Genomic DNA, 18632 nt, shown 5'->3' on the forward strand with positions numbered 1-18632 from the left:
CTGATTTAGGGTTGCTGATATTTCAATGCAATAATATTGCGGTGCTTGTATGCATCAAATAGCGTTAATAACTCAGGAGTATATGTTAACACCTGGTTAAAACCAAGTGCCTGATAAAAATCAGTAATATGTTGGTAAGCGAATGTGTAAACAACGTCGGTTTGCTGATTTAAAAGCGTGCTTAACAGCTTTGTTGCAACACCAGTTGAGCGGTATTCAGGGGCCACAAAAACAGTCGATAAAAATAAAAAAGTCGGTTTATGTTGTAACCGGCACGCCGCAATCATCGTGTGGTTATCGTAAGCGACCCACAGTTGGTCTTGTTTATTTGCGCGACCGCGAACTTTATGTAAGGTATAAAACTTATTTATTAAGGGCGTTTTAACTGGTTCTAATTGTTTTATAACAACCATAGCAAGTAAACTCTAACTTAGCATAAGTGCCAAATATTGCTCAAACTTTTGCTTTAAAAAACCTTGCTCCGCAACAGGACGACTATGCAGGGTGTCGTAAACTTGTTCACGCGTTTTCTTGCCACGCTTAATTTGATATGCCCAAAATGAAGCTTCGTAGTCTAACTGAATTTGATACTTTTGCTCTCGTGGTAAATCACACAGGTTATAACTCATATTACCCCTTTCACTGGCCCGATAAAACTTAGATTATACGTTTAAACTTATAATAAACTAACTCTGTAGCGAATAAAAAGAATCTGCCGTAAATAATCTAAGGGGATCAATAATTGTTAAAGATAGACTCTGCTAGATTATGACTAGAAACTGGGCAAAACACAGCCAATTTGTTATTATACCCACCTACTCATTTGCCTCTAATAGACTGGAAATACTGACGTGTTTAAATACTCTAAAGGACTACTTGTATTAATAGGTTTAGTTTTTAGCAATCCGTCATTTGGCCATAGTTACAGCTATACATTTAATCGCCCGCAGAACACCCAGCAAGCAAATTATACTATTGAGCTATTACAATTAGCGTATGCAGATATAGGCTTTAAATTAAATATTATCGATTTTAATCGCCAGAATGCATTATTCGCGGCAAATAATGGCATGTTAGATGGGCAGCTTGCTCGTGATATTAGTATTGAAAGTGCTTACAAAAACTTAATTCGAGTTAATTACCCGTTATTTAAATTTAGTCTTGAGCTTTATAAGCACTGTGAACCCAGCTCTACTAAAACAATGGATAGCGTTGCTATTTTAGCCAGCTACCCTGTGCAACAGCGATATTTAGACAGTATTGATTTTCAAGGCGAGGTTATTGAAGTAAAAAATAATACCACTCAACTAAATTTACTGATCCAGCAAAAAGTAGAAGCTGCATTATTGATTGATTTTGCGATGGCCAATAAAACTATTCCTCCTGCTTTAGGTTGCTATGAAAAACAAGTGGTTGCTACCTACCCGCTTTATCATTATTTACATAATAGCCATGCGAGTATTGCTTTGCAGCTTGAGACTACACTTAAGAAATTACACAACAATGGCACGGTGGCTAAACTCAGGTCAAAGTACAAACTACAATTTTAAAAATCAAAGCCTTGCTGCTGTGATGGCGAAGCGGTTTGCTCAGCTTTCTTTTTTTGCTGTAAATAACGTTTATAGCGTTGTTGGCATAGGCTCAATACTTTCTTTTTTGGGCATTGGTTAACGAATTCCACGAAAATCGTTCATCACGACTGCGATAACATCCTTTGCAGTAGCCACGGTTATTAACCAAGCAAATACCTTTACAAGGGCTAGGAATATCAAATATTTCAATTTGTTGCATCAACCCCTCCATTCTAAAAAAGCATAGCTTGAGTATAGCGCTATTTTTGTGCAAAAAAAAGCAGCCAATTAATTGCTGCTTTTATCTTAGCTGTTAATTAATGTTCACAGCTTTGTTCATCTACTTGTGTTTTTCTATGATACGGTTTGGCGTACATCGCTAGTACCAAAGATCTTAATTCTTCTGGCACTTTTGCTAAACGCTCTGCAAATTGTGCTGCATCATCTTTATTTATAACCGCTTCAGTACAACCACCCGCAATATAATTGCCTGGGTGCAAATAAAACGAGTCAATTATTTGCTTATCAATGGTTTTTGCCAATTCATCGGCACTATCGCAATCTGACTGAATAGGCTGGCCAAACGATAAGTGCACATGCCCTTTGGCTGAACTAAAACCTTCAACAATGCTGGCAATATCTTCACCCGCCGATTTCACATATTTACCATGATGCTGTTTATGATACAGCTCTTTTGCCTTAGCTATTGCACAGGGTTCATATTGGTAAGATATTGCAACCGGCACCACTTTTAGTTCTTTAATGTATTCGCCGAATTCTTTCTTTTGTTTACGTCCATTTAGTTGCAGCATTTTTAATAGTGCGGGATCGGTTTGATCTACACCGTCTTTGGCACGGCCTTCTTTTTGAGCAATCCAAATAGAATGCCCACTGCTGAGTGAGTCATAAATATAAGCCGATAACTGAGTCAGCGCTTTTAACATCTCCTTTGGCGCTTTAGCTGAGCGTTTTACAATAAAACTTTTATTTAAACGCATAAGCTCAGTAATGTATGGGATTTGCAGTAAGTTATCACCAATCGCAATTCTCACGGTTTTCATTTTATGCTGAAAAAGGCCCCAATTAACCAATGCAGGATCGAGTACAATGTCTCTGTGGTTTGAAACAAAAAGATAGGCTTGATTAGGGTCTAACGCCTCTAAGCCGGAAAAAGTAACGTTTGATGTGGTGCGGTTTACTAATTTATTTAAGTAATGTGCAACTTCATTTTGTACATCTTCAACTGTTTTAACTTTGCCCCATTTTTTACGCAACTGATGCTTTATTATAGCGCGTGCTAAAAACCCAACTGCGGATATAAAGCGTGGCAAATTATACTTTGCTATCACATCAAGAAACGCATTATCGTTAATTAATCGCGTTAATGAGGCGGCAACTTCATCGTCATTGTAAGGTCTTATATCTGCGTACTTATCTTCTAGTTCTATCATTTACTGCATCTACAAAGTTAAAAACGGCGCGCGAAAACGCCCCGTTATGTCTGATTTTGATTATAACTCAAGCAAAAATACGAAACTAGCAATACTAAAGTTCGATTTACTGAGTTTTCATAGCGTTATAGTTTAGTACTGAGCATCATTGCCAGATTAACCGCTCATGTGTATAAACTATAGCTATTAATTATTAATTCAAATGGATAGACCTTACTAATAGCACTTTGTTCAAGTTAACTTAGCAAGGCAGTTGATCATAATAACATGCAAGTTAACCCTCAGTGGGCAGACCACATTTAAATATGACTTTACTCCTGTTAATGTGAACACAATAAGCTAAGTCTAAATAAATCTATAACATTCAATTAAATAATGATCTTTTTATCTGCGTACAGAGGTTACTCCCTCTCTAACACATACATATATTAGGACACACCGTGAATATAACAATTCTTGATAACGCAACACTGGCAAACACCTCACTGGATGGTATTTCAGCACTTGGAGAGCTCACAGTGCATCAACTAACTCGCCCTGAGCAAGTATTAGCGCATAGCCAAAATGCAGAAGTTTTAATCACCAACAAAGTGGTGATTAATCGTGACACTATGATGCAATTAAAATCATTAAAGCTCATTTGTGTTAGTGCAACGGGTACCAATAATGTTGATTTAAATGCCGCGAAAGACTTAGGCATAGCAGTTACTAATGTTGCCGGTTATTCGACCCCTTCTGTTGTTCAGCATACCTTTTCGTTGATCACTAACTTATTAGGTAATACTCACCGCTATCAAGCAGATTGTCAGCAAGGCGCGTGGCAAAAAAGTGAGATGTTTTGTCGACTGGATTACAACTTTAATGACATCCAGGGCAAAACATTAGCCATTATTGGTGGTGGCACTTTGGGTAATGCAGTATCTAAAGTGGCTGAAGCGTTTGGCGCCAATGTGATTATTGCAGAGCGTAAAGGCGCAGCGTGTCGCAACGGACGCACCCCGTTTGAAACAGCAATAAAAACAGCGGATATTATTAGCGTTCACTGCCCACTTAATGATGAAACGCGCGACTTAATTACGCTTAATGAATTAAAAATGATGAAACCAACTGCGCTAATTATTAATACCGCACGCGGTGGGATTATCAATGAAGCTGACTTAGTAGAAACATTAAAAGCCAATATTATTGCCGGTGCGGGCGTTGATGTACTTACCAAAGAGCCCGCTGAGCTGACAAATCCTCTGGCTAATTATACCGGTGATAACTTACTACTTACCCCGCATATAGCGTGGGCGAGCACTGAATCTATCGTGCGTTTAGTAAAAGAAGTGAGTTTAAATATTGCAGCATTTAGCCAACACGAGTCGCGTAACCGCTTGGTTTAATGCCATAAAAGTAACTTAGTCAAAATTACTAAAAAGTGGCTTTTTAGATTTATATTTTAAAAAAGCCACCACCCCACCAAACACAATAAAAACAAGCTATTGATTTTTAAGACTTTAAAAACTGGCCTAGTCTTTGCTATATTGTTTTTAATTAATCATCTAGGGTAATAAAAAATGAAAAAAACACTTTTAATCGCTGCACTTACCGCTCCTTTTTTAACGGGTTGTGTAATCGCTGTATCAGATGGCGAAGCAGAGGGTCATTGGGCAGGTAATAGCTCTTCAGGTTGGCAAGCAACACATAAAAATAATCGTGAAATCATTTCGGGCTTGGCAATGGATAGCTCGTATCAGTCGGTATTAAACCAACTAAAAACACCTAACTTCACTGAATTGTTAAAAAAACAGGATGATGTTTACCAAGTCTTGTTCTACGCAACGCACAGCATTCATTCAGATGGGAAAATGACCAAAGATGAATGTACACCGCTCGTTTTCAAAAATGATAAATTAGTGGGTATTGGTAGTTCAGCGTTATTGATGCTAACAAATTAAGCACTCGAAAATACTATTGGGCGCTAATTTGATTGCGCCCTGACTTTTTAGCATTATATAAACCTGAGTCAGCCTCTTCTAACAACGCTTTCTCGGTGTATGCTTGACTGCTCTCACTTGAGGCAATTCCAATACTAATAGTAATGTGCGAAGCATTTAACGAGGCGTTGTGTTCTATATTCAAGTCATTAATAGCTTTGCGTAATTTATTAGCAAACGCAATAGCGCCTTGCTGATTGGTTTCTGGTAATACTGCAACAAACTCTTCACCACCATAACGGGCAACAAAATCACTGCCACGTTCACATTGCGCCACTAATGTTTGCGCCACTGCTTTTAAACACTCATCGCCAGCACGATGACCGTAGTAGTCGTTATAGCGCTTAAAGTGATCAATATCGATAAGCAGTACACACATGGAGGAATTATTACGCTTACTTCTTCGCCACTCTCGTTCTAAGTTTTCATCTAAATAACGTCTGTTAGGTATTTCTGTTAAACCATCAATAGACGCAAGCATTTCTAATAAATCGTTTTTTTGCTTAATGAGTAATTGATTACGCACACGCACTTTAACAATAGAGGCACAAAATGGCTTAACAATGTAATCCATTGCGCCTAACTCTAAGCCTTTTGCTTCGTCTTCATGAGAGCTATTCGCTGAGATAAAAATAATGGGGATTGTATGGCTTAGGCTGCTTTCTTTAAGCTCCACCAGCACGTCGTAACCATTCATGCCTGGCATCATAATGTCTAAAATAATTAAGTCTACTTGTGTGTGCTTAACAAATACCAACGCCTCTTCACCACTAGCCACTAAGTAAACCTCATGCTCGTCACTTAGGGTTTTTTCTAAAATGATTCGGTTAAGCGCATCGTCATCTACAATTAATATTTTTGCTTTATTTATCATTGCTTACATCTAAACTTTTTATATAAATTTGCACTTGCTCTAACTGTATTATTAATTCTTTAATTGCAGCTGCGGCGTGCTCGCCGCCCGCTTTTAATACCTGCTCAGTGTGTTGAGCACACAATAATAATCGGTTAAAACCTAAATTTCCTGCTATCCCTTTTAAACTATGCACTAAGCGTACCATTTCAATACTAGGGTTGTTGTTTTGAAGCTCAGCTGAATATGACTCACTTAATGTCGCTAACTTGTCCAACATACTGTGCAGTACAGACTGATCATCGTCAAACTGAGACAAAGCAAAGGCTTTATCAAAAAAGCGAGGCGCTGTGATACCAAGACTAGCCATTGCTGTAAATAAAACTGGCGCAACCACAGGCTTAGTTAAATGTTTATTCATCCCACCATTGAGTGAACGCTCAATATCGGCTGGTTCACTATGCGCAGTTAATGCAAAAATAGGTAATTGCTGAGCGTCAAACTGTTGGCGTATTACCTCAGTCGCTTGATAGCCATCAATATTGGGCATTTGAATATCCATTAAGACTAAGTCGGGCCGTAATACACTCACCAATTCAATCCCTTTTTGCGGGTCATTGGTCGTAACAATATTTACTCCGGCTTGACTCAAAATACTGCTAATAATATCGAGGTTCAATGGATTATCGTCTATCGCTAATACTAATATCCCTGCGACTTTATCACGCGGTTTTTGCGCTTTATTTTCAATTACCTTCGTTATTTTTTGCGAGCTTAAAATAAGTAATCGCTGTGCAAGTGCGCTTGAGGGTAGGAACTGGGTAATAAAAGAGTCATTTATTGGTGGCTGTTCGTCTTGATTATTCGCAATTACAACAACTGAAATAGTAGCTGTGCGCAGTGTTGTTTTTATTTTTGGTGTTAAAAAGGCCGACAGCTCACACGCATCAATGATTATTGTGTGCGCTTGCAGCAAACATTCTGGTTCAGCGATTGCCCTATTAAGCGTTTGGTTATTAATAACAGGATGCGCTTTAATTACTTGATTAAGTAACGTATTTTTAGCGCTAGTAATAACTAACAACTTATTTTCATCACGAGTAACTTTGTTGGTATCGGTCGCTAAATCGAGCGTGAAGTAAAAGTGGCAACCTTGTCCTTTATCGCTATTCAGTGAAATCTCCCCGCCCATTAATGCCACACTGTGTTTTACAATCGCCAGTCCTAAACCCACCCCTTGATGTTGACGAGTGGATGATTCATCGCCTTGGGTGAAGGCATCAAATAAACGGCGCTGATCGGCTAGAGCAATTCCCTCACCAGTATCTATAACTCCAAAACAGATACGCTGTAACTCATCACGGCTACTTGGCTGTAACTGCATTTTTAATGTCACGTTGCCTGTAGGAGTAAATTTAACGGCATTGGTTAATAAGTTACCCAACACTTGTTGCAAACGAATGGTGTCGCCAACTAAAAAGGGGGAAATATGTGGATCGATATCAATTTGTAGCTGTATCTGTTTAGCTTGGCATAAAGGCAAAATTAAGCTTTCGCAGGTATCAATCAAATCAACTAGGCATAATGGCGCTAATTGCAGCGTTGCTTCATTACTTTCAACACGCGCAAAATCAAGCATACTATTTAGCATTTGTAATAAATTATTGGCTGCATACGTCGCTTGGCTGGTCTGTTGCAATTGTCGCTGCGTTAATCCATGCTCTGCTAACATATCTAATAGCCCCAGTATGGCATTAAGGGGAGTACGTATTTCGTGGCTTAAATTAGCAATAAAGCGACTTTTAGCCAAAGTGGCTCGCTCTGCATCATCTTTGGCTTTAGTCAGCTCAGTAACATCTTGAATATGAATAACATAATATAGCGGCTGAGCATTCTCATTCCAAATTAATGACATACTCAACTGCAACCAAGCATTTAATTGAGTGTGCGCAAAAGTTAAATGAAACACCTGTTTTTTGTTGTGCAGTAGTTGCTGCAGTAAGGCTTCGAGTTCTTGCCACTGCGAGTCACTAAATAGTGTATCAAACGGGGTATCTGTTAATTGATGATGTTTGGTAAACAGTTTTCGCGCAGCTTTATTAACCTGTAAAATAGCGTACTCAAGTGAAAGTAAAAACACCCCATTGGCAGCAAATTCAATGGCACTTCTAAATTTAGATTCCGACTCTTTTAATGCATATAGAGTATGTTGCTGCGCAGTAATATCGCGACCAATTCCCATAGTGCCTAGCAATTGGCGCTGTTCATCATAAAACGGAGCAATCGTTAACTGATAAGTTTGCTTAGCAACCTCTATACGCTGCTGAATTTGCATTTTATGCTGTAATGCTTGCTGTTCCAGCAGTTTAATTTGCTCGTAGTTGTGACTAACACTGTGCACCTGTTGACCAATAAGTTCGCTTTGGCTCTTACCTATAAACTGCTCAAATGCTTTATTACAACCTAAAAAGGTGCCGTCTGTATTTTTAAAATATATAAAGTCAGGCACGCTGTTAAGTACTGTATTTAGCAGGGCTAAATGCCGCTCTTTTGCTTGGTCGCTATGTTTTAATTTTTCAGATTTGAGCTGCACCTGCTCATCTAACTTTTTATTAGCATTTTGCAATGAAATAACTAAACGTTCATTTTTCGCAAAAATAGCTTTCACTCTAGCAAACCAAGGTTGCCAATTTAATGGTATTTTGTAATTTAAATATCCCGAGTTGTCATCGTTATGATGTTCTAAGTAACGCATTAGCTCTGTCATCGGCCTTATAAATATACGCTTGCTTAACCAAAAAAAGACATAAAACATCAAGCATAAAAATAACGCTAATGAAATAAACTCCAACACGACTTCTTGCACAAGGCTGCTGGTCAGTGTTTGCTCATCAGCAAGAAATCCTAAATGAATCGGGGTTTGATCTGAGGGTTGAATTAAAAAAAGCGGTTCAGACAGAGTTGTACGCTTTGATGAGCGCGTATTAATTTGAGGCCAGTATGTCGAAAAATTTATTGCTTGGTTAATTGACTGCTGTGAACTGGCAATAATTTGATTTGCTTGATTAATAAAAACATACTCACCTTGCTTAGAGGTGATTTTGTTTAACCAGCCAGAGATGGCCTGCAAGTCATAAATTAAAATAATATAATCAGAAGAATTTCGCTCACGCTGACGGCCAATCGCAAAATATGCTTTATTACCTAGATTAATGACTGCACTCGAAGCCAATTTGGCTGCTGACGGTAAGGGTTTAAAGTCGCCATTCAATAGCGGGGTAAATATATTATTTTGAGTATTTTCGCGCCGAGTTAAGTATGCAAACCCACGTTCATCAACATACGCAACAGAATGCACAGATGAAAGCAGCGCTAAGGTGGTATTAAAAGAGGGTGCAAGCGATATTACCTGCTGCCACTGTAACAGTGCCGACTCAGAAGAACTAAACTGACCTTTACCTACAATTTCACCGTTTAAATGGTCAAATTGACGATAGTAGTAATGCTCATCTTGGTTAATGTTTGCTGTGAGACTATGATTTTCTACAAGAAAAGTTTGCTTGTTATACATAACAAACATTTCATCAAGCAAATCACTCATTGCTTGCATATCATGATCAAGCTGCGCCGATAATGTATTAAAATCAGTGGTCTTTTTTGTTATTGCGCGTTCCATTTTTATATTATAAAAATGCAAACACAAAAAAGAGGCCACTAATAAAGGCAGTGCTAACGCCACAAAAACAGAGCGGTGATAATGTTTTAACGGTAAAAAATTCAACGACTCGCCCAATTATTGGCTCAAAAATCAAACTGTAGACTATCGAGCCAAGATATTAAGCGCAAGTTATAAATTCTCCTCGGCAAACGACGCTAATCGACTTCTAACTACACCATTAAGATTAACAGTAGCACCGCCTTCAAAGTGCTTAAATCGCTCCACAATATAGGTAAGCCCTGAGGTAACCGCGGTTAAATAGTTACTATCTATTTGTGCTAAATTTCCGGTACAAATAAGTTTAGTTCCTTCACCACAGCGGGTAATTATGGTTTTGAGCTGAGAAGCCGTTAAGTTTTGGCTTTCATCTAAAATCACCACCGCATTTTGAATGCTTCGCCCACGCATAAAGTTCACCGATTTAAACTGAACATTGGCTTTTTCCATAATATAATTACGGCTTGAAACAGGGTTTTCATCTCCTTTATGCAGCACCTCTAAGGTATCAGTTATTGCAGCCAGCCAAGGTGCCATTTTCTCTTCCTCGGTGCCAGGTAAAAAGCCAATCGATTCGGCAATTTCAGGGGTGTTTCGGGTTACAATCACTTTATCGTAAACACCTTTTTCAATCACCATCTCAAGTGCACATGCAAGCGCCAGTAAGGTTTTACCACATCCCGCAGGGCCGGTTAAAATAACAAGTTCAATAGAGGTATCGAGCAGTGCATCTAGTGCCATTGCTTGGTAAATATTTTTTGGCTTTATTCCCCAAGCACTTTGATGCATTAGTCGCTCTGCTCCAATATCTTTAATGGTAATATGCTCACCATCGTAAGATTTGACTCTAGCGGCAAACTGATCGCCATCATCAAGTAAATACTCATTACAAAACACATCTGGGATTAAATCTTTAGGAATATGATGGACTGTTTCACGCCCGTGTTGCTCAGTGTTACACTCGCCAACATGCTGCCAAAAATCACCAGTAATTTTTTTATAGCCGCTGGTAAGTAAGGCGATATCGTCAATAAGCTGATCGGTACGGTAATCTTCAACATATTTAAGCCCCGCCCCTTTGGCTTTTAAGCGCATGTTGATATCTTTAGTAACCAGTATGACTTTTTTATCACTGTGCTGATTTTGTAAGTGCACCGCGCAATTAATAATGCGGTGGTCGTTTTCATTGCCCGGTAAGCCAGAAATAGAATCGGCAAATAAATGGTCGTTTACAATCAGTAAGCTTCCCGTTAATCCGCCTTGTTTATTACTTGGTAGCGCAACCCCTTGTAACATTTGCTCGGGAGAGGCCTGACTAAGCACCCCATCAAGTCCTCGAATAGCCACTCGGGCATCGCGACTTACATCGTGTTTTCTATCTTTAATGTGATCAAGCTCTTCCAATACCGTCATTGGAATAACCACTTGGTGCTCTTGAAATGACAAATACGCGAGGGGTTCATGAAGCAATACATTGGTATCTAGCACATACATTTTACTATCAAGGTTCGAAGCTTTTTCCATAGCACTTTCCTTACGTTTTATGATTTTTATGCTATACCCAATAAACTAATCAGTGTGACTAATAAACTTGATTAATTACTTAGGTATAATTTGAGTTTAGTCTATTTGTCATAAAAGTCTGTTTTATGACAAATATCATTTAGTTTGAATTTCCTACAAAATCGGCACACTAATCAGTGCTTATAGATAGGAATAATTCACACTTATAAAATTAATTAAAAGTCAAGCAAATAGCGCCTTGCAGTGGTGTTATCTAACAGGTAACATAGCCGCCTTTTTCTTCATAGACGAGACATACATGAATTTTTCCTTAGGTCAGCGTTGGATCAGTGATACAGAGTCAGATTTAGGATTGGGCACCGTTGTTGCCATTGATGGCCGCCAGGTCAGCATTTTATTTCCTGCCAGTGGTGAAAACCGTGTTTATTCTTCTGCAGAAGCTCCGGTAACCCGCGTAGCATTTAATCCTGGTGATGTGATCCGAAGCGTTGAGGAGTGGGAATTACAAGTTGAGTCAATTGAAGTACAAGGCGAATTACTGTGCTACCACGGTGAACGTATTGATAACGGTGAAAAAGTACAATTAAAAGAAACCTTTTTAGACCATTTTATTAAATTTAATAAACCACAAGACCGTTTATTTGCAGGCCAAGTAGACCGCTTTGACCGATACACTTTGCGCTACCAAACTTGGTTACACCAATTTGAACGCCAACAGTCACCTATTAAAGGTTTAATTGGCCAACGTGCCAACCTTATTCCGCATCAGCTTTATATTGCCCAAGAAGTAGGTAAACGTTTTGCGCCGCGTGTATTACTGTCTGATGAAGTAGGTTTGGGTAAAACCATCGAAGCTGGCATGATTTTACATCAACAGATTATTACTGGTCGCGCCAGCCGTGTGCTTATTGTAGTACCTGAGAACTTACAGCACCAATGGTTAGTAGAAATGCTACGCCGTTTTAATTTACGTTTTTCTATTTTTGATGAAGAGCGCTGCGACGAAGCGTTTGCTGATTCACCAAACGTATTTGATACCGAGCAACTGGTGCTTACCAGCCTTGAGTTTTTAACTAAGAAAAAACGTTGGTTTGAGCAAGCTACGTTGGCGGACTGGGATTTATTAGTTATTGATGAAGCCCATCATTTAAGCATTAACAACAATAAACCTAGTGCCGAATACCAGCGTATGGCTGAGCTGAGCCAAGACATTCCGGGGCTAATCTTATTAACAGCAACGCCAGACCAACTTGGTCATCGTAGCCATTTTGCACGCTTACAACTGCTCGACCCAGATCGCTTTTACGACTACGACGTGTTTAAAGAAGAAGAAGCAAACTACAAAGACGTGGCCGAAGCTGCTAACCAATTACTGCAAGAGCAAGCATTAGATGACAACGCTAAAGCGACCTTGATTGAGCTATTAAAAGAAACGGATATCACCGACATTCTTGAAACAGCACAGCAAGGTGACCTTGAAGCACGTAAAGAAATTTTAAATATGCTTTTAGACCGTCACGGTACTGGGCGCATCTTATTTAGAAATAGCCGCAGTGGTATTGATGGTTACCCAAGTCGTAAATTACACGCCTACCCTATGGCTTTACCTAAGCAATACAAAACGGCAATGACCGTATTAGGTAATATGAGCGGCATTCAAAATGCTGAACTCAGTGCGCAACGTGCACTTTTTCCTGAAAAAATATTTCAAGAGTTTGAAGGTGAAAGCGCCAGCTGGGGCTTATTTGACCCTCGTGTAGATTGGCTAATTGAAACGCTAAAAACACTCAAACGTGAAAAAGTATTACTCATTTGTGCTAAAGCCGAAACAGCAATCAGCCTTGAGCAAATATTACGTGAACGCGAAGCAATTAAAGCCTCTGTGTTTCATGAAGGTATGTCGATTATTGAACGTGACCGCGCCGCGGCATTCTTTGCCGATGAATACGATAATGCTCAAATATTATTGTGTTCTGAAATTGGTTCAGAAGGTCGTAACTTCCAATTCTCACATCATTTAGTGTTGTTTGATTTACCACTCAACCCAGATTTACTTGAGCAACGTATTGGTCGCTTAGACCGCATAGGACAAACACAAGATGTAAACATTCATGTGCCTTACTTTGAAAATACGGCTCAGGAAGTGTTATTACGTTGGTACAACGAAGGCCTAGATGCATTTGAAAGCACTTCAACCACAGGGCAGTTATTATATAAAGAGTTTAGCGAAGACTTACTTGAATATATTGCAGCTCATAATTGTGACGAAGATGAGCTAGACCCATTGCTTGAGCAAGTAGCACAAAAGAATGCAGTATTACGTAAGCAAATGGAAAGTGGCCGAGATCGCCTACTAGAACTGCATTCATCAGGGCAAGGCGCTGCTGATTCACTTGTAGCTGACATTGAAAAACTCGATAATCAGTTTGAGCTACCAAGTTACATGATCAATGTGTTCGACACCTTTGGCGTAAGCCAAGAAGATAAAGGCGAAAACACCATTATTTTAAAACCCACTGAGCATATGCTTAACGCGTCATTCCCTGCTTTAAAAGAAGATGGCATGACGGTGACCTTTGACCGTGATACCGCTCTTTCACAAGAAGATGTTCACTTTATTAGTTGGGATCATCCTATGGTGCAAGGCACTATGGACATGATTTGCGATGATGACTTTGGTAGTGCGTCAGTGGCGTTACTTAAAAACAAAAAGTTACCACCAGGAACATTCTTTGTTGAGCTAATCTTTGTTGCCGAAGCAATGGCACCAAAAGTACTGCAAGTGGGCCGTTTTTTACCGCCTACGCCTATTCGTATTTTACTCGATAAGAGCAGTAATAACTTAGGCGAAAACGTTGGCTTTGATGGCTTTAATCAACAGTTATCTGCGGTAGGCCGTCAAACAGCAAGTAAATTAGCCGGTGCATTACAAAGTGCGGTTCATCCGATGATCAACACAGCAAAAGACATGGCGCAACAAAAGCTGGATGTTATTCGTGCAGAATCATTAGCTAAAATGCAAACATCGTTGAGTGAAGAGCAGCAGCGTTTAGAGGCACTCAAACAAATAAACCCAAATATTCGCCAAGAAGAAATTACTTTTTACGATAAACAACGCAATGAGCTAACCGCACATATTGAAAAAGCGCAGTTAAAACTCGATGCCATTCGTTTAATTGTGGTTTCGCACTAAGGAATCTAGCTGTTAGCTATAAGCTGTCAGTCGTTAGTTAAAGATCAACTAACGTTTGCATCGAAAAAAGCGCGATATTTATATCGCGCTTTTTACTTGAGCCTTTGCGCTCGCTCCACTAAAATAGCGCACTTCAAAATCACTGAGGTCTGCCGTGTTAGTTAATTACAATCCCCCTATGAGCCCGTATTTAACTATACTGTTTCAAGACGATGATTTACTTATTGTAAATAAGCCTAGCGAGTTACTTACCGTACCAGGTAAAGACCCAAAACATGCCGATAGCTTAATTAATCGCGTCAACCGTGTTTTTCCTACGGCTAAAATTGTTCACCGTTTAGATATGGCTACCTCAGGAATACTTTGCTTGGCAATGAACAAAGCCGCTCACCGCCATTTAAGTATGCAATTTCAAGAGCGTGAAACGGCAAAGCGTTACATTGCGCGAGTTTATGGGCAACTTGAAAGTGAAACCGGCTCAGTTGACTTACCGCTTATTTGTGATTGGCCGAACCGTCCTAAGCAAATGGTTGATCACGACAATGGCAAGCCCTCGCTTACTCATTTTAAAGTGCTTGAGCGCGAAGCACAGGCAACCCGTGTAGAGCTGACTCCTATTACTGGGCGCTCCCACCAATTGCGCGTGCATATGTTAAGCTTAGGCCACCCTATTTTAGGCGATCGCCTATATGCTCACAAAGACGCACTTGCTGCGGCACCTCGATTACAGCTGCATGCACAAATGCTGCAACTAAAGCATCCTGTTACAGAGCAAGTACTCACGTTTGAAGCTGACCCCGAGTTTTAAATAAACACGCTAATAGCTAAACTTTTATAGCCTCGCGCCGATACCTAAATAATCTTTATTGTTTGGGTCCATTATGGTTGTTGCGCAATTTATAAAAATGTCACTCTGTGCATTTTCAGCTGTTTGCATATTAATGCATTGGCAAATATATGCAGTGGAACATATAGCTCCTACAGCCCATTCAACTATTATTGAAAATGATATTAAACGCTTAGCACCTGGGGATGAAATTAAAACCATTGAGCTTGGCGACACCCCATTTTTAACCTTACATCGTGAATACATGAGCGCTGATTTTAGAGGTGTGGTGGTTCTAATACCCGACTGGCAATCGAGCCCTACGAACAATTCTGGCATGAACTTTTTACGCAAAGAATTAAATAACCATGGCTATAGCACTTACGCTATGACGGTGCCCGATATTAATTGGCAAGCTGCTGAGCAGAGCAGCGAGGCAAATAATCAACCGACTGCAGCAGATAACAGCACGCCAACTGAGCCGCCTCATCATGTTGATTATATTGAGCAGGTCAATATTGAGGTATTAGATAACTACAAAACAAATTTAATTGCTCGCTATGAGGCGCTTTATCAGCAAGCAAGTGAAGCCTCGAGTGATATTGTGGTTATTGCTCAAGGAACCAGTGCGGGAGTATTAATGGAGCACTATGCTGATTTTTCAGATTTACAGATCAATGCATTTATTAGTTTAAGTAGCTTCTTACCAAATTCACAGCGTAATGCGCGTTTGAGCCAAACCACCTCTTTAGTGACACCGGCGTTATTAGATATTTATTTTTCAGGCGATCATAACGATATTTTAATGAACCTTAAAAACCGTCAGCGTTGGGTTAACCGTAATGCAAAGTTTGATTACCGCCAGCGCCAGCTATTTGGATTGCGCGACGCGCCACAGCAACATGCACGCTTGAGCAAAGAAATAGACGGTTTTTTACGCCGCCTTTTTTAAATACTCGTAAGCGGCTTGAATATCTTGGCTTTTTTTAACTGCTACTTCCATCATGTGCTTAGGTAAACCTTGCGATACCAGTTTATCAGGATGGTGCTGAGCCATAAGCTTACGGTACGCTAGTTTAATATCACGTTGCGAGGCGTCTTTATTTAGCCCTAATAAGGCCAATGCCTGCGAGCGGTTCATATCATTACTTGGCGGTACATGATGCCCTGAGCCTTCTCGGTAACTACTACTTTGACTTTGCTGCTGTTTAAAGCGCTGTTGTTGCTGCCTAAAATTAAACTCTGCTTGATAACGTTTTAGTACAAAGGCAAAGTGTGCTTTAGATACCCCCAACTGCTTGCTTACTTCTTGCAGTAACTGCTTTTCTTGCGCGGCAAGCACGCCATCAGAAAATGCCATTTGAATTTGAATTTCTAAAAATAACTGCAGTAAATCGTAACGTTTAGCAAAACGTTCTTTGAAGTCATAAACCGTGTCTTTGAGTGAAAAGTCGCTGTCTTTACCCGATTGAAACGCCTGCTGCGCTTCACGGCGCTCTTCGCCTTTTAAGCCCATTTCATCCATAAATAGCGTCGCAGCTTTAATATGGGTTTCGCTTATTCGTCCATTTGACTTGGCGATATGCCCCATTACTGCAAAGCAGCTAGAAAAAAACAGTGCTTGGCGCTCGTTAACATCATCGCCTTTAAAAAGGTTAGAGAAGCCGCCAGCTTTATCAAAGTCTTTCTTTAGACTTTTATCAAACATATGACCTAGGTATAAGCCCAAAATGGCGCCAAATATTTTGCCAAACATAAAACCAAAACAGAAACCGAGAATTTTTCCCCACATTTTAAAACTTACCTCTAATGTTTTATATTTAGCTTATGGCGCTAATTGTTGGTTAAGAGCCGATAAACGCTCTGGTGTGCCTATATCGTCCCATTGGCCAATATAGAGTTCAGTGGAGACTAAATGTTCATTTAATTTTTCACGCAGTAAAGGCCCTAACGGGAGAATACCTGGGGTCAGCCCTTCAAAGAAATCAGCCTGATAACGGCCAATTCCAGAAAAAGTATAGCGCTGTTCACTATTAGGTAAGTGGCTTAGGGTAAAATCGCCTTCTGGGTTATGCGCAGGATTTTCAACCAATACAATGTGCGCTTCTTTTGGCTGTAAATGCAGCTGCATTAATGCACTAATATCGTAGTCGCTGTAAACATCACCATTAATAACAATAAATGACTCACCTAATAAAGGAAGTGCTTGAATAATACCGCCTGCAGTTTCAAGCCCGCCAGTTACTTCCTGGCTATAGGTAATACTTACACCCCATGCACTGCCATCTGCAAAGTAGGTTTTTATTTTGTCTCCTTGCCAGGCGAGGTTAATCACAATCTGCGTAATACCAGCTGTTTTTAAGCGCATAATATGATGCTCAATAAGCGGTTTACCTGCCACACATAACATAGGTTTTGGCAACTGTGCGGTGAGCGGCATCATACGTTTACCGCGTCCTGCAGCTAAGATCATGGCCTTCATAGTTGTTCCTCTTTTAACCGCTGCTGTACTTTTGGTACTACGTAATTTTTTACCCAATCAGACAAGTCACTAAGCTCTGAATACTCTGCCGCCACTTCAACAATATACGCTAGTGTTGGTAATATATTGGTTAAATAACCTTTTTTGTCATCACGTAAATACAAACGACAAAAAATACCGGCAGCTTTTAAATGGCGCTGTAAGCCGGTTAAATCAAACCAATACTTAAATTGTGTAAATGACTCGTTAGTTATTAAACCTTGGCGCTTAAATTCGTCATAACCAAACTCAAGTAAATAAGTCAGCTCGTCGTTAGGCAATTTAAAATAACAATCTCTTAAAAGCGAGACCAAGTCATAACATAATGGGCCTTGTACCGCGTCTTGATAATCGATAATCGCCCATTGCTGCTCGCAGCGCATAATATTACGGCTGTGGTAATCACGGTGCATAGTCACTGTGGGTTGTTCAAGCAGTGTATTGATTAGCAGCGCAGTACTTGTTTGCCAAATATTTTGTTGCTCATCGCTGAGCTCTGCACTAATAAAATCATTAACCAACCAATTTTTAAAAATATCCAACTCAAGTGCAATAAAGTCATGGTCATACGGATTCATTGACGGAGCTTTTGGCGTTTTAGCCCACTTGGCACTTAAACTGATCAGCTGCTGGTAATACTCGCTGCGATTGGCATCATCAAGCAAGTCAGCTAAATGGATGTTTCCTAAATCACTTAAAATAAAAAAACCTTGCTGCTCATCACTATGAATAATGGTTGGCAATAAAAAACCCTGCTCAGAAAACACCTTATTTAATGCAATATAAGGGACGTTGTTAACTTTTTTTGGATCTGAATCCATCACAATAAAGCTTTTATTTTCAGCGCTTAACCTATAATAACGGCGAAAACTGGCATCAGCGGTTATTGCATTAAGCGCGCAGGATTGCTCACTAAAGTGAGTATTAATAAACTGTTGTAAACTCTCAAAACGTGTCATTTTATAAGCTATCTATTTTTCACTAATTACTTTGCTATTG

At 39.7% G+C, this 18632-nt stretch carries 15 protein-coding genes and 1 pseudogene; 6 read left to right on the forward strand and 10 right to left on the reverse strand.

From position 1 onward, the window contains the following. Nucleotides 1-5 precede the first annotated feature (5 nt). Nucleotides 6-413: a GNAT family N-acetyltransferase gene (locus AC0L7Q_RS13325; protein WP_138609142.1), complete on the reverse strand. Its 408-nt coding sequence runs from the start codon at nucleotides 411-413 to the stop codon at nucleotides 6-8. 12 nt (nucleotides 414-425) lie between these two features. Further along, nucleotides 426-629: a DUF3283 family protein gene (locus AC0L7Q_RS13330; RefSeq protein ID WP_008113353.1), complete on the reverse strand. Its 204-nt coding sequence runs from the start codon at nucleotides 627-629 to the stop codon at nucleotides 426-428. Between the two features lie 222 nt (nucleotides 630-851). On the opposite strand from AC0L7Q_RS13330, the gene AC0L7Q_RS13335 reads away from it, so the two are divergent. Then, nucleotides 852-1550 carry a hypothetical protein gene (locus AC0L7Q_RS13335; RefSeq protein ID WP_413400790.1) on the forward strand — a complete coding sequence of 233 codons (699 nt, stop codon included), beginning with the start codon at nucleotides 852-854 and terminating at the stop codon, nucleotides 1548-1550. On the opposite strand, the pseudogene AC0L7Q_RS13340 reads toward AC0L7Q_RS13335, so the two are convergent. Together AC0L7Q_RS13340 and AC0L7Q_RS13345 are read right to left on the reverse strand one after the other, a co-directional pair. Beyond that, nucleotides 1547-1791, reverse strand: a pseudogene (locus AC0L7Q_RS13340) (DUF1289 domain-containing protein). The gene AC0L7Q_RS13335 and the pseudogene AC0L7Q_RS13340 overlap by 4 nt on opposite strands. Before the next feature lie 97 nt (nucleotides 1792-1888). Further along, a complete protein-coding gene (locus AC0L7Q_RS13345; RefSeq protein WP_413400792.1) occupies nucleotides 1889-3022 on the reverse strand; it encodes a 1-acyl-sn-glycerol-3-phosphate acyltransferase in 1134 nt (377 codons plus the stop codon). Nucleotides 3023-3462: 440 nt separating this feature from the next. On the opposite strand from AC0L7Q_RS13345, the gene AC0L7Q_RS13350 reads away from it, so the two are divergent. Next, complete coding sequence (locus tag AC0L7Q_RS13350) at nucleotides 3463-4407, forward strand: D-2-hydroxyacid dehydrogenase (protein WP_413400793.1); 945 nt, start codon at nucleotides 3463-3465, stop codon at nucleotides 4405-4407. 174 nt (nucleotides 4408-4581) lie between these two features. Beyond that, nucleotides 4582-4962, forward strand: a complete 381-nt coding sequence (locus AC0L7Q_RS13355) for a DUF3192 domain-containing protein (protein ID WP_131691685.1) — start codon at nucleotides 4582-4584, stop codon at nucleotides 4960-4962. A gap of 13 nt (nucleotides 4963-4975) precedes the next feature. On the opposite strand, the gene AC0L7Q_RS13360 is transcribed toward AC0L7Q_RS13355, so the two are convergent. From AC0L7Q_RS13360 to AC0L7Q_RS13370, 3 genes are all read right to left on the reverse strand, one after another. Next, a complete protein-coding gene (locus AC0L7Q_RS13360) occupies nucleotides 4976-5875 on the reverse strand; it encodes a diguanylate cyclase (RefSeq protein ID WP_413400794.1) in 900 nt (299 codons plus the stop codon). Continuing rightward, the gene (locus tag AC0L7Q_RS13365) at nucleotides 5865-9635 is read right to left on the reverse strand and encodes a PAS domain-containing hybrid sensor histidine kinase/response regulator (protein WP_413400795.1); all 3771 of its coding nucleotides are present in this window, start codon (nucleotides 9633-9635) and stop codon (nucleotides 5865-5867) included. Before AC0L7Q_RS13365 ends, AC0L7Q_RS13360 begins: the two co-directional genes overlap by 11 nt. 66 nt (nucleotides 9636-9701) lie before the next feature. Further along, nucleotides 9702-11093 (reverse strand): PhoH family protein, encoded by a 1392-nt coding sequence (locus AC0L7Q_RS13370; protein WP_010391619.1) that lies wholly within the window; start codon nucleotides 11091-11093, stop codon nucleotides 9702-9704. 298 nt (nucleotides 11094-11391) lie between these two features. On the opposite strand from AC0L7Q_RS13370, the gene rapA reads away from it, so the two are divergent. The 3 genes from rapA (at nucleotide 11392) to AC0L7Q_RS13385 (ending at nucleotide 16064) form a co-directional block, all read left to right on the forward strand. Then, nucleotides 11392-14286, forward strand: a complete 2895-nt coding sequence (rapA, locus tag AC0L7Q_RS13375) for an RNA polymerase-associated protein RapA (protein WP_076920059.1) — start codon at nucleotides 11392-11394, stop codon at nucleotides 14284-14286. A 154-nt stretch (nucleotides 14287-14440) separates the two neighbouring features. After that, a complete protein-coding gene (rluA, locus tag AC0L7Q_RS13380) occupies nucleotides 14441-15094 on the forward strand; it encodes a bifunctional tRNA pseudouridine(32) synthase/23S rRNA pseudouridine(746) synthase RluA (RefSeq protein ID WP_075169847.1) in 654 nt (217 codons plus the stop codon). Nucleotides 15095-15167: 73 nt separating this feature from the next. Further along, nucleotides 15168-16064: a DUF3530 family protein gene (locus tag AC0L7Q_RS13385; protein ID WP_413400796.1), complete on the forward strand. Its 897-nt coding sequence runs from the start codon at nucleotides 15168-15170 to the stop codon at nucleotides 16062-16064. Here the strand turns inward: AC0L7Q_RS13385 and djlA are convergent. The 3 genes from djlA to AC0L7Q_RS13400 are packed head-to-tail and all read right to left on the reverse strand — an operon-like array spanning nucleotide 16047 to nucleotide 18592. Beyond that, nucleotides 16047-16904, reverse strand: a complete 858-nt coding sequence (djlA, locus tag AC0L7Q_RS13390) for a co-chaperone DjlA (protein ID WP_413400797.1) — start codon at nucleotides 16902-16904, stop codon at nucleotides 16047-16049. The two genes, AC0L7Q_RS13385 and djlA, sit on opposite strands and share 18 nt — an antisense overlap. 33 nt (nucleotides 16905-16937) lie before the next feature. Continuing rightward, nucleotides 16938-17594, reverse strand: coding sequence for an N-acetylmuramate alpha-1-phosphate uridylyltransferase MurU (murU, locus tag AC0L7Q_RS13395; RefSeq protein ID WP_409423924.1), 657 nt, complete (start codon nucleotides 17592-17594; stop codon nucleotides 16938-16940). Further along, the gene (locus tag AC0L7Q_RS13400) at nucleotides 17591-18592 is read right to left on the reverse strand and encodes an aminoglycoside phosphotransferase family protein (RefSeq protein WP_413400798.1); all 1002 of its coding nucleotides are present in this window, start codon (nucleotides 18590-18592) and stop codon (nucleotides 17591-17593) included. Before AC0L7Q_RS13400 ends, murU begins: the two co-directional genes overlap by 4 nt. Between the last annotated feature and the right edge of the window lie 40 nt (nucleotides 18593-18632).

The organism is Pseudoalteromonas sp. KJ63-1 (genome assembly GCF_055808145.1).

Coding starts and splice junctions, on each gene's coding strand:
- AC0L7Q_RS13325 (WP_138609142.1), bottom strand. CDS start 413: ATGGTTGTTATAAAACAATTAGAACCAGTTAAAACGCCCTTAATAAAT.
- AC0L7Q_RS13370 (WP_010391619.1), bottom strand. CDS start 11,093: ATGGAAAAAGCTTCGAACCTTGATAGTAAAATGTATGTGCTAGATACC.
- AC0L7Q_RS13360 (WP_413400794.1), bottom strand. CDS start 5,875: ATGATAAATAAAGCAAAAATATTAATTGTAGATGACGATGCGCTTAAC.
- djlA (WP_413400797.1), bottom strand. CDS start 16,904: ATGTGGGGAAAAATTCTCGGTTTCTGTTTTGGTTTTATGTTTGGCAAA.
- AC0L7Q_RS13355 (WP_131691685.1), top strand. CDS start 4,582: ATGAAAAAAACACTTTTAATCGCTGCACTTACCGCTCCTTTTTTAACG.
- AC0L7Q_RS13385 (WP_413400796.1), top strand. CDS start 15,168: ATGGTTGTTGCGCAATTTATAAAAATGTCACTCTGTGCATTTTCAGCT.
- AC0L7Q_RS13345 (WP_413400792.1), bottom strand. CDS start 3,022: ATGATAGAACTAGAAGATAAGTACGCAGATATAAGACCTTACAATGAC.
- AC0L7Q_RS13400 (WP_413400798.1), bottom strand. CDS start 18,592: ATGACACGTTTTGAGAGTTTACAACAGTTTATTAATACTCACTTTAGT.
- rapA (WP_076920059.1), top strand. CDS start 11,392: ATGAATTTTTCCTTAGGTCAGCGTTGGATCAGTGATACAGAGTCAGAT.
- murU (WP_409423924.1), bottom strand. CDS start 17,594: ATGAAGGCCATGATCTTAGCTGCAGGACGCGGTAAACGTATGATGCCG.
- AC0L7Q_RS13330 (WP_008113353.1), bottom strand. CDS start 629: ATGAGTTATAACCTGTGTGATTTACCACGAGAGCAAAAGTATCAAATT.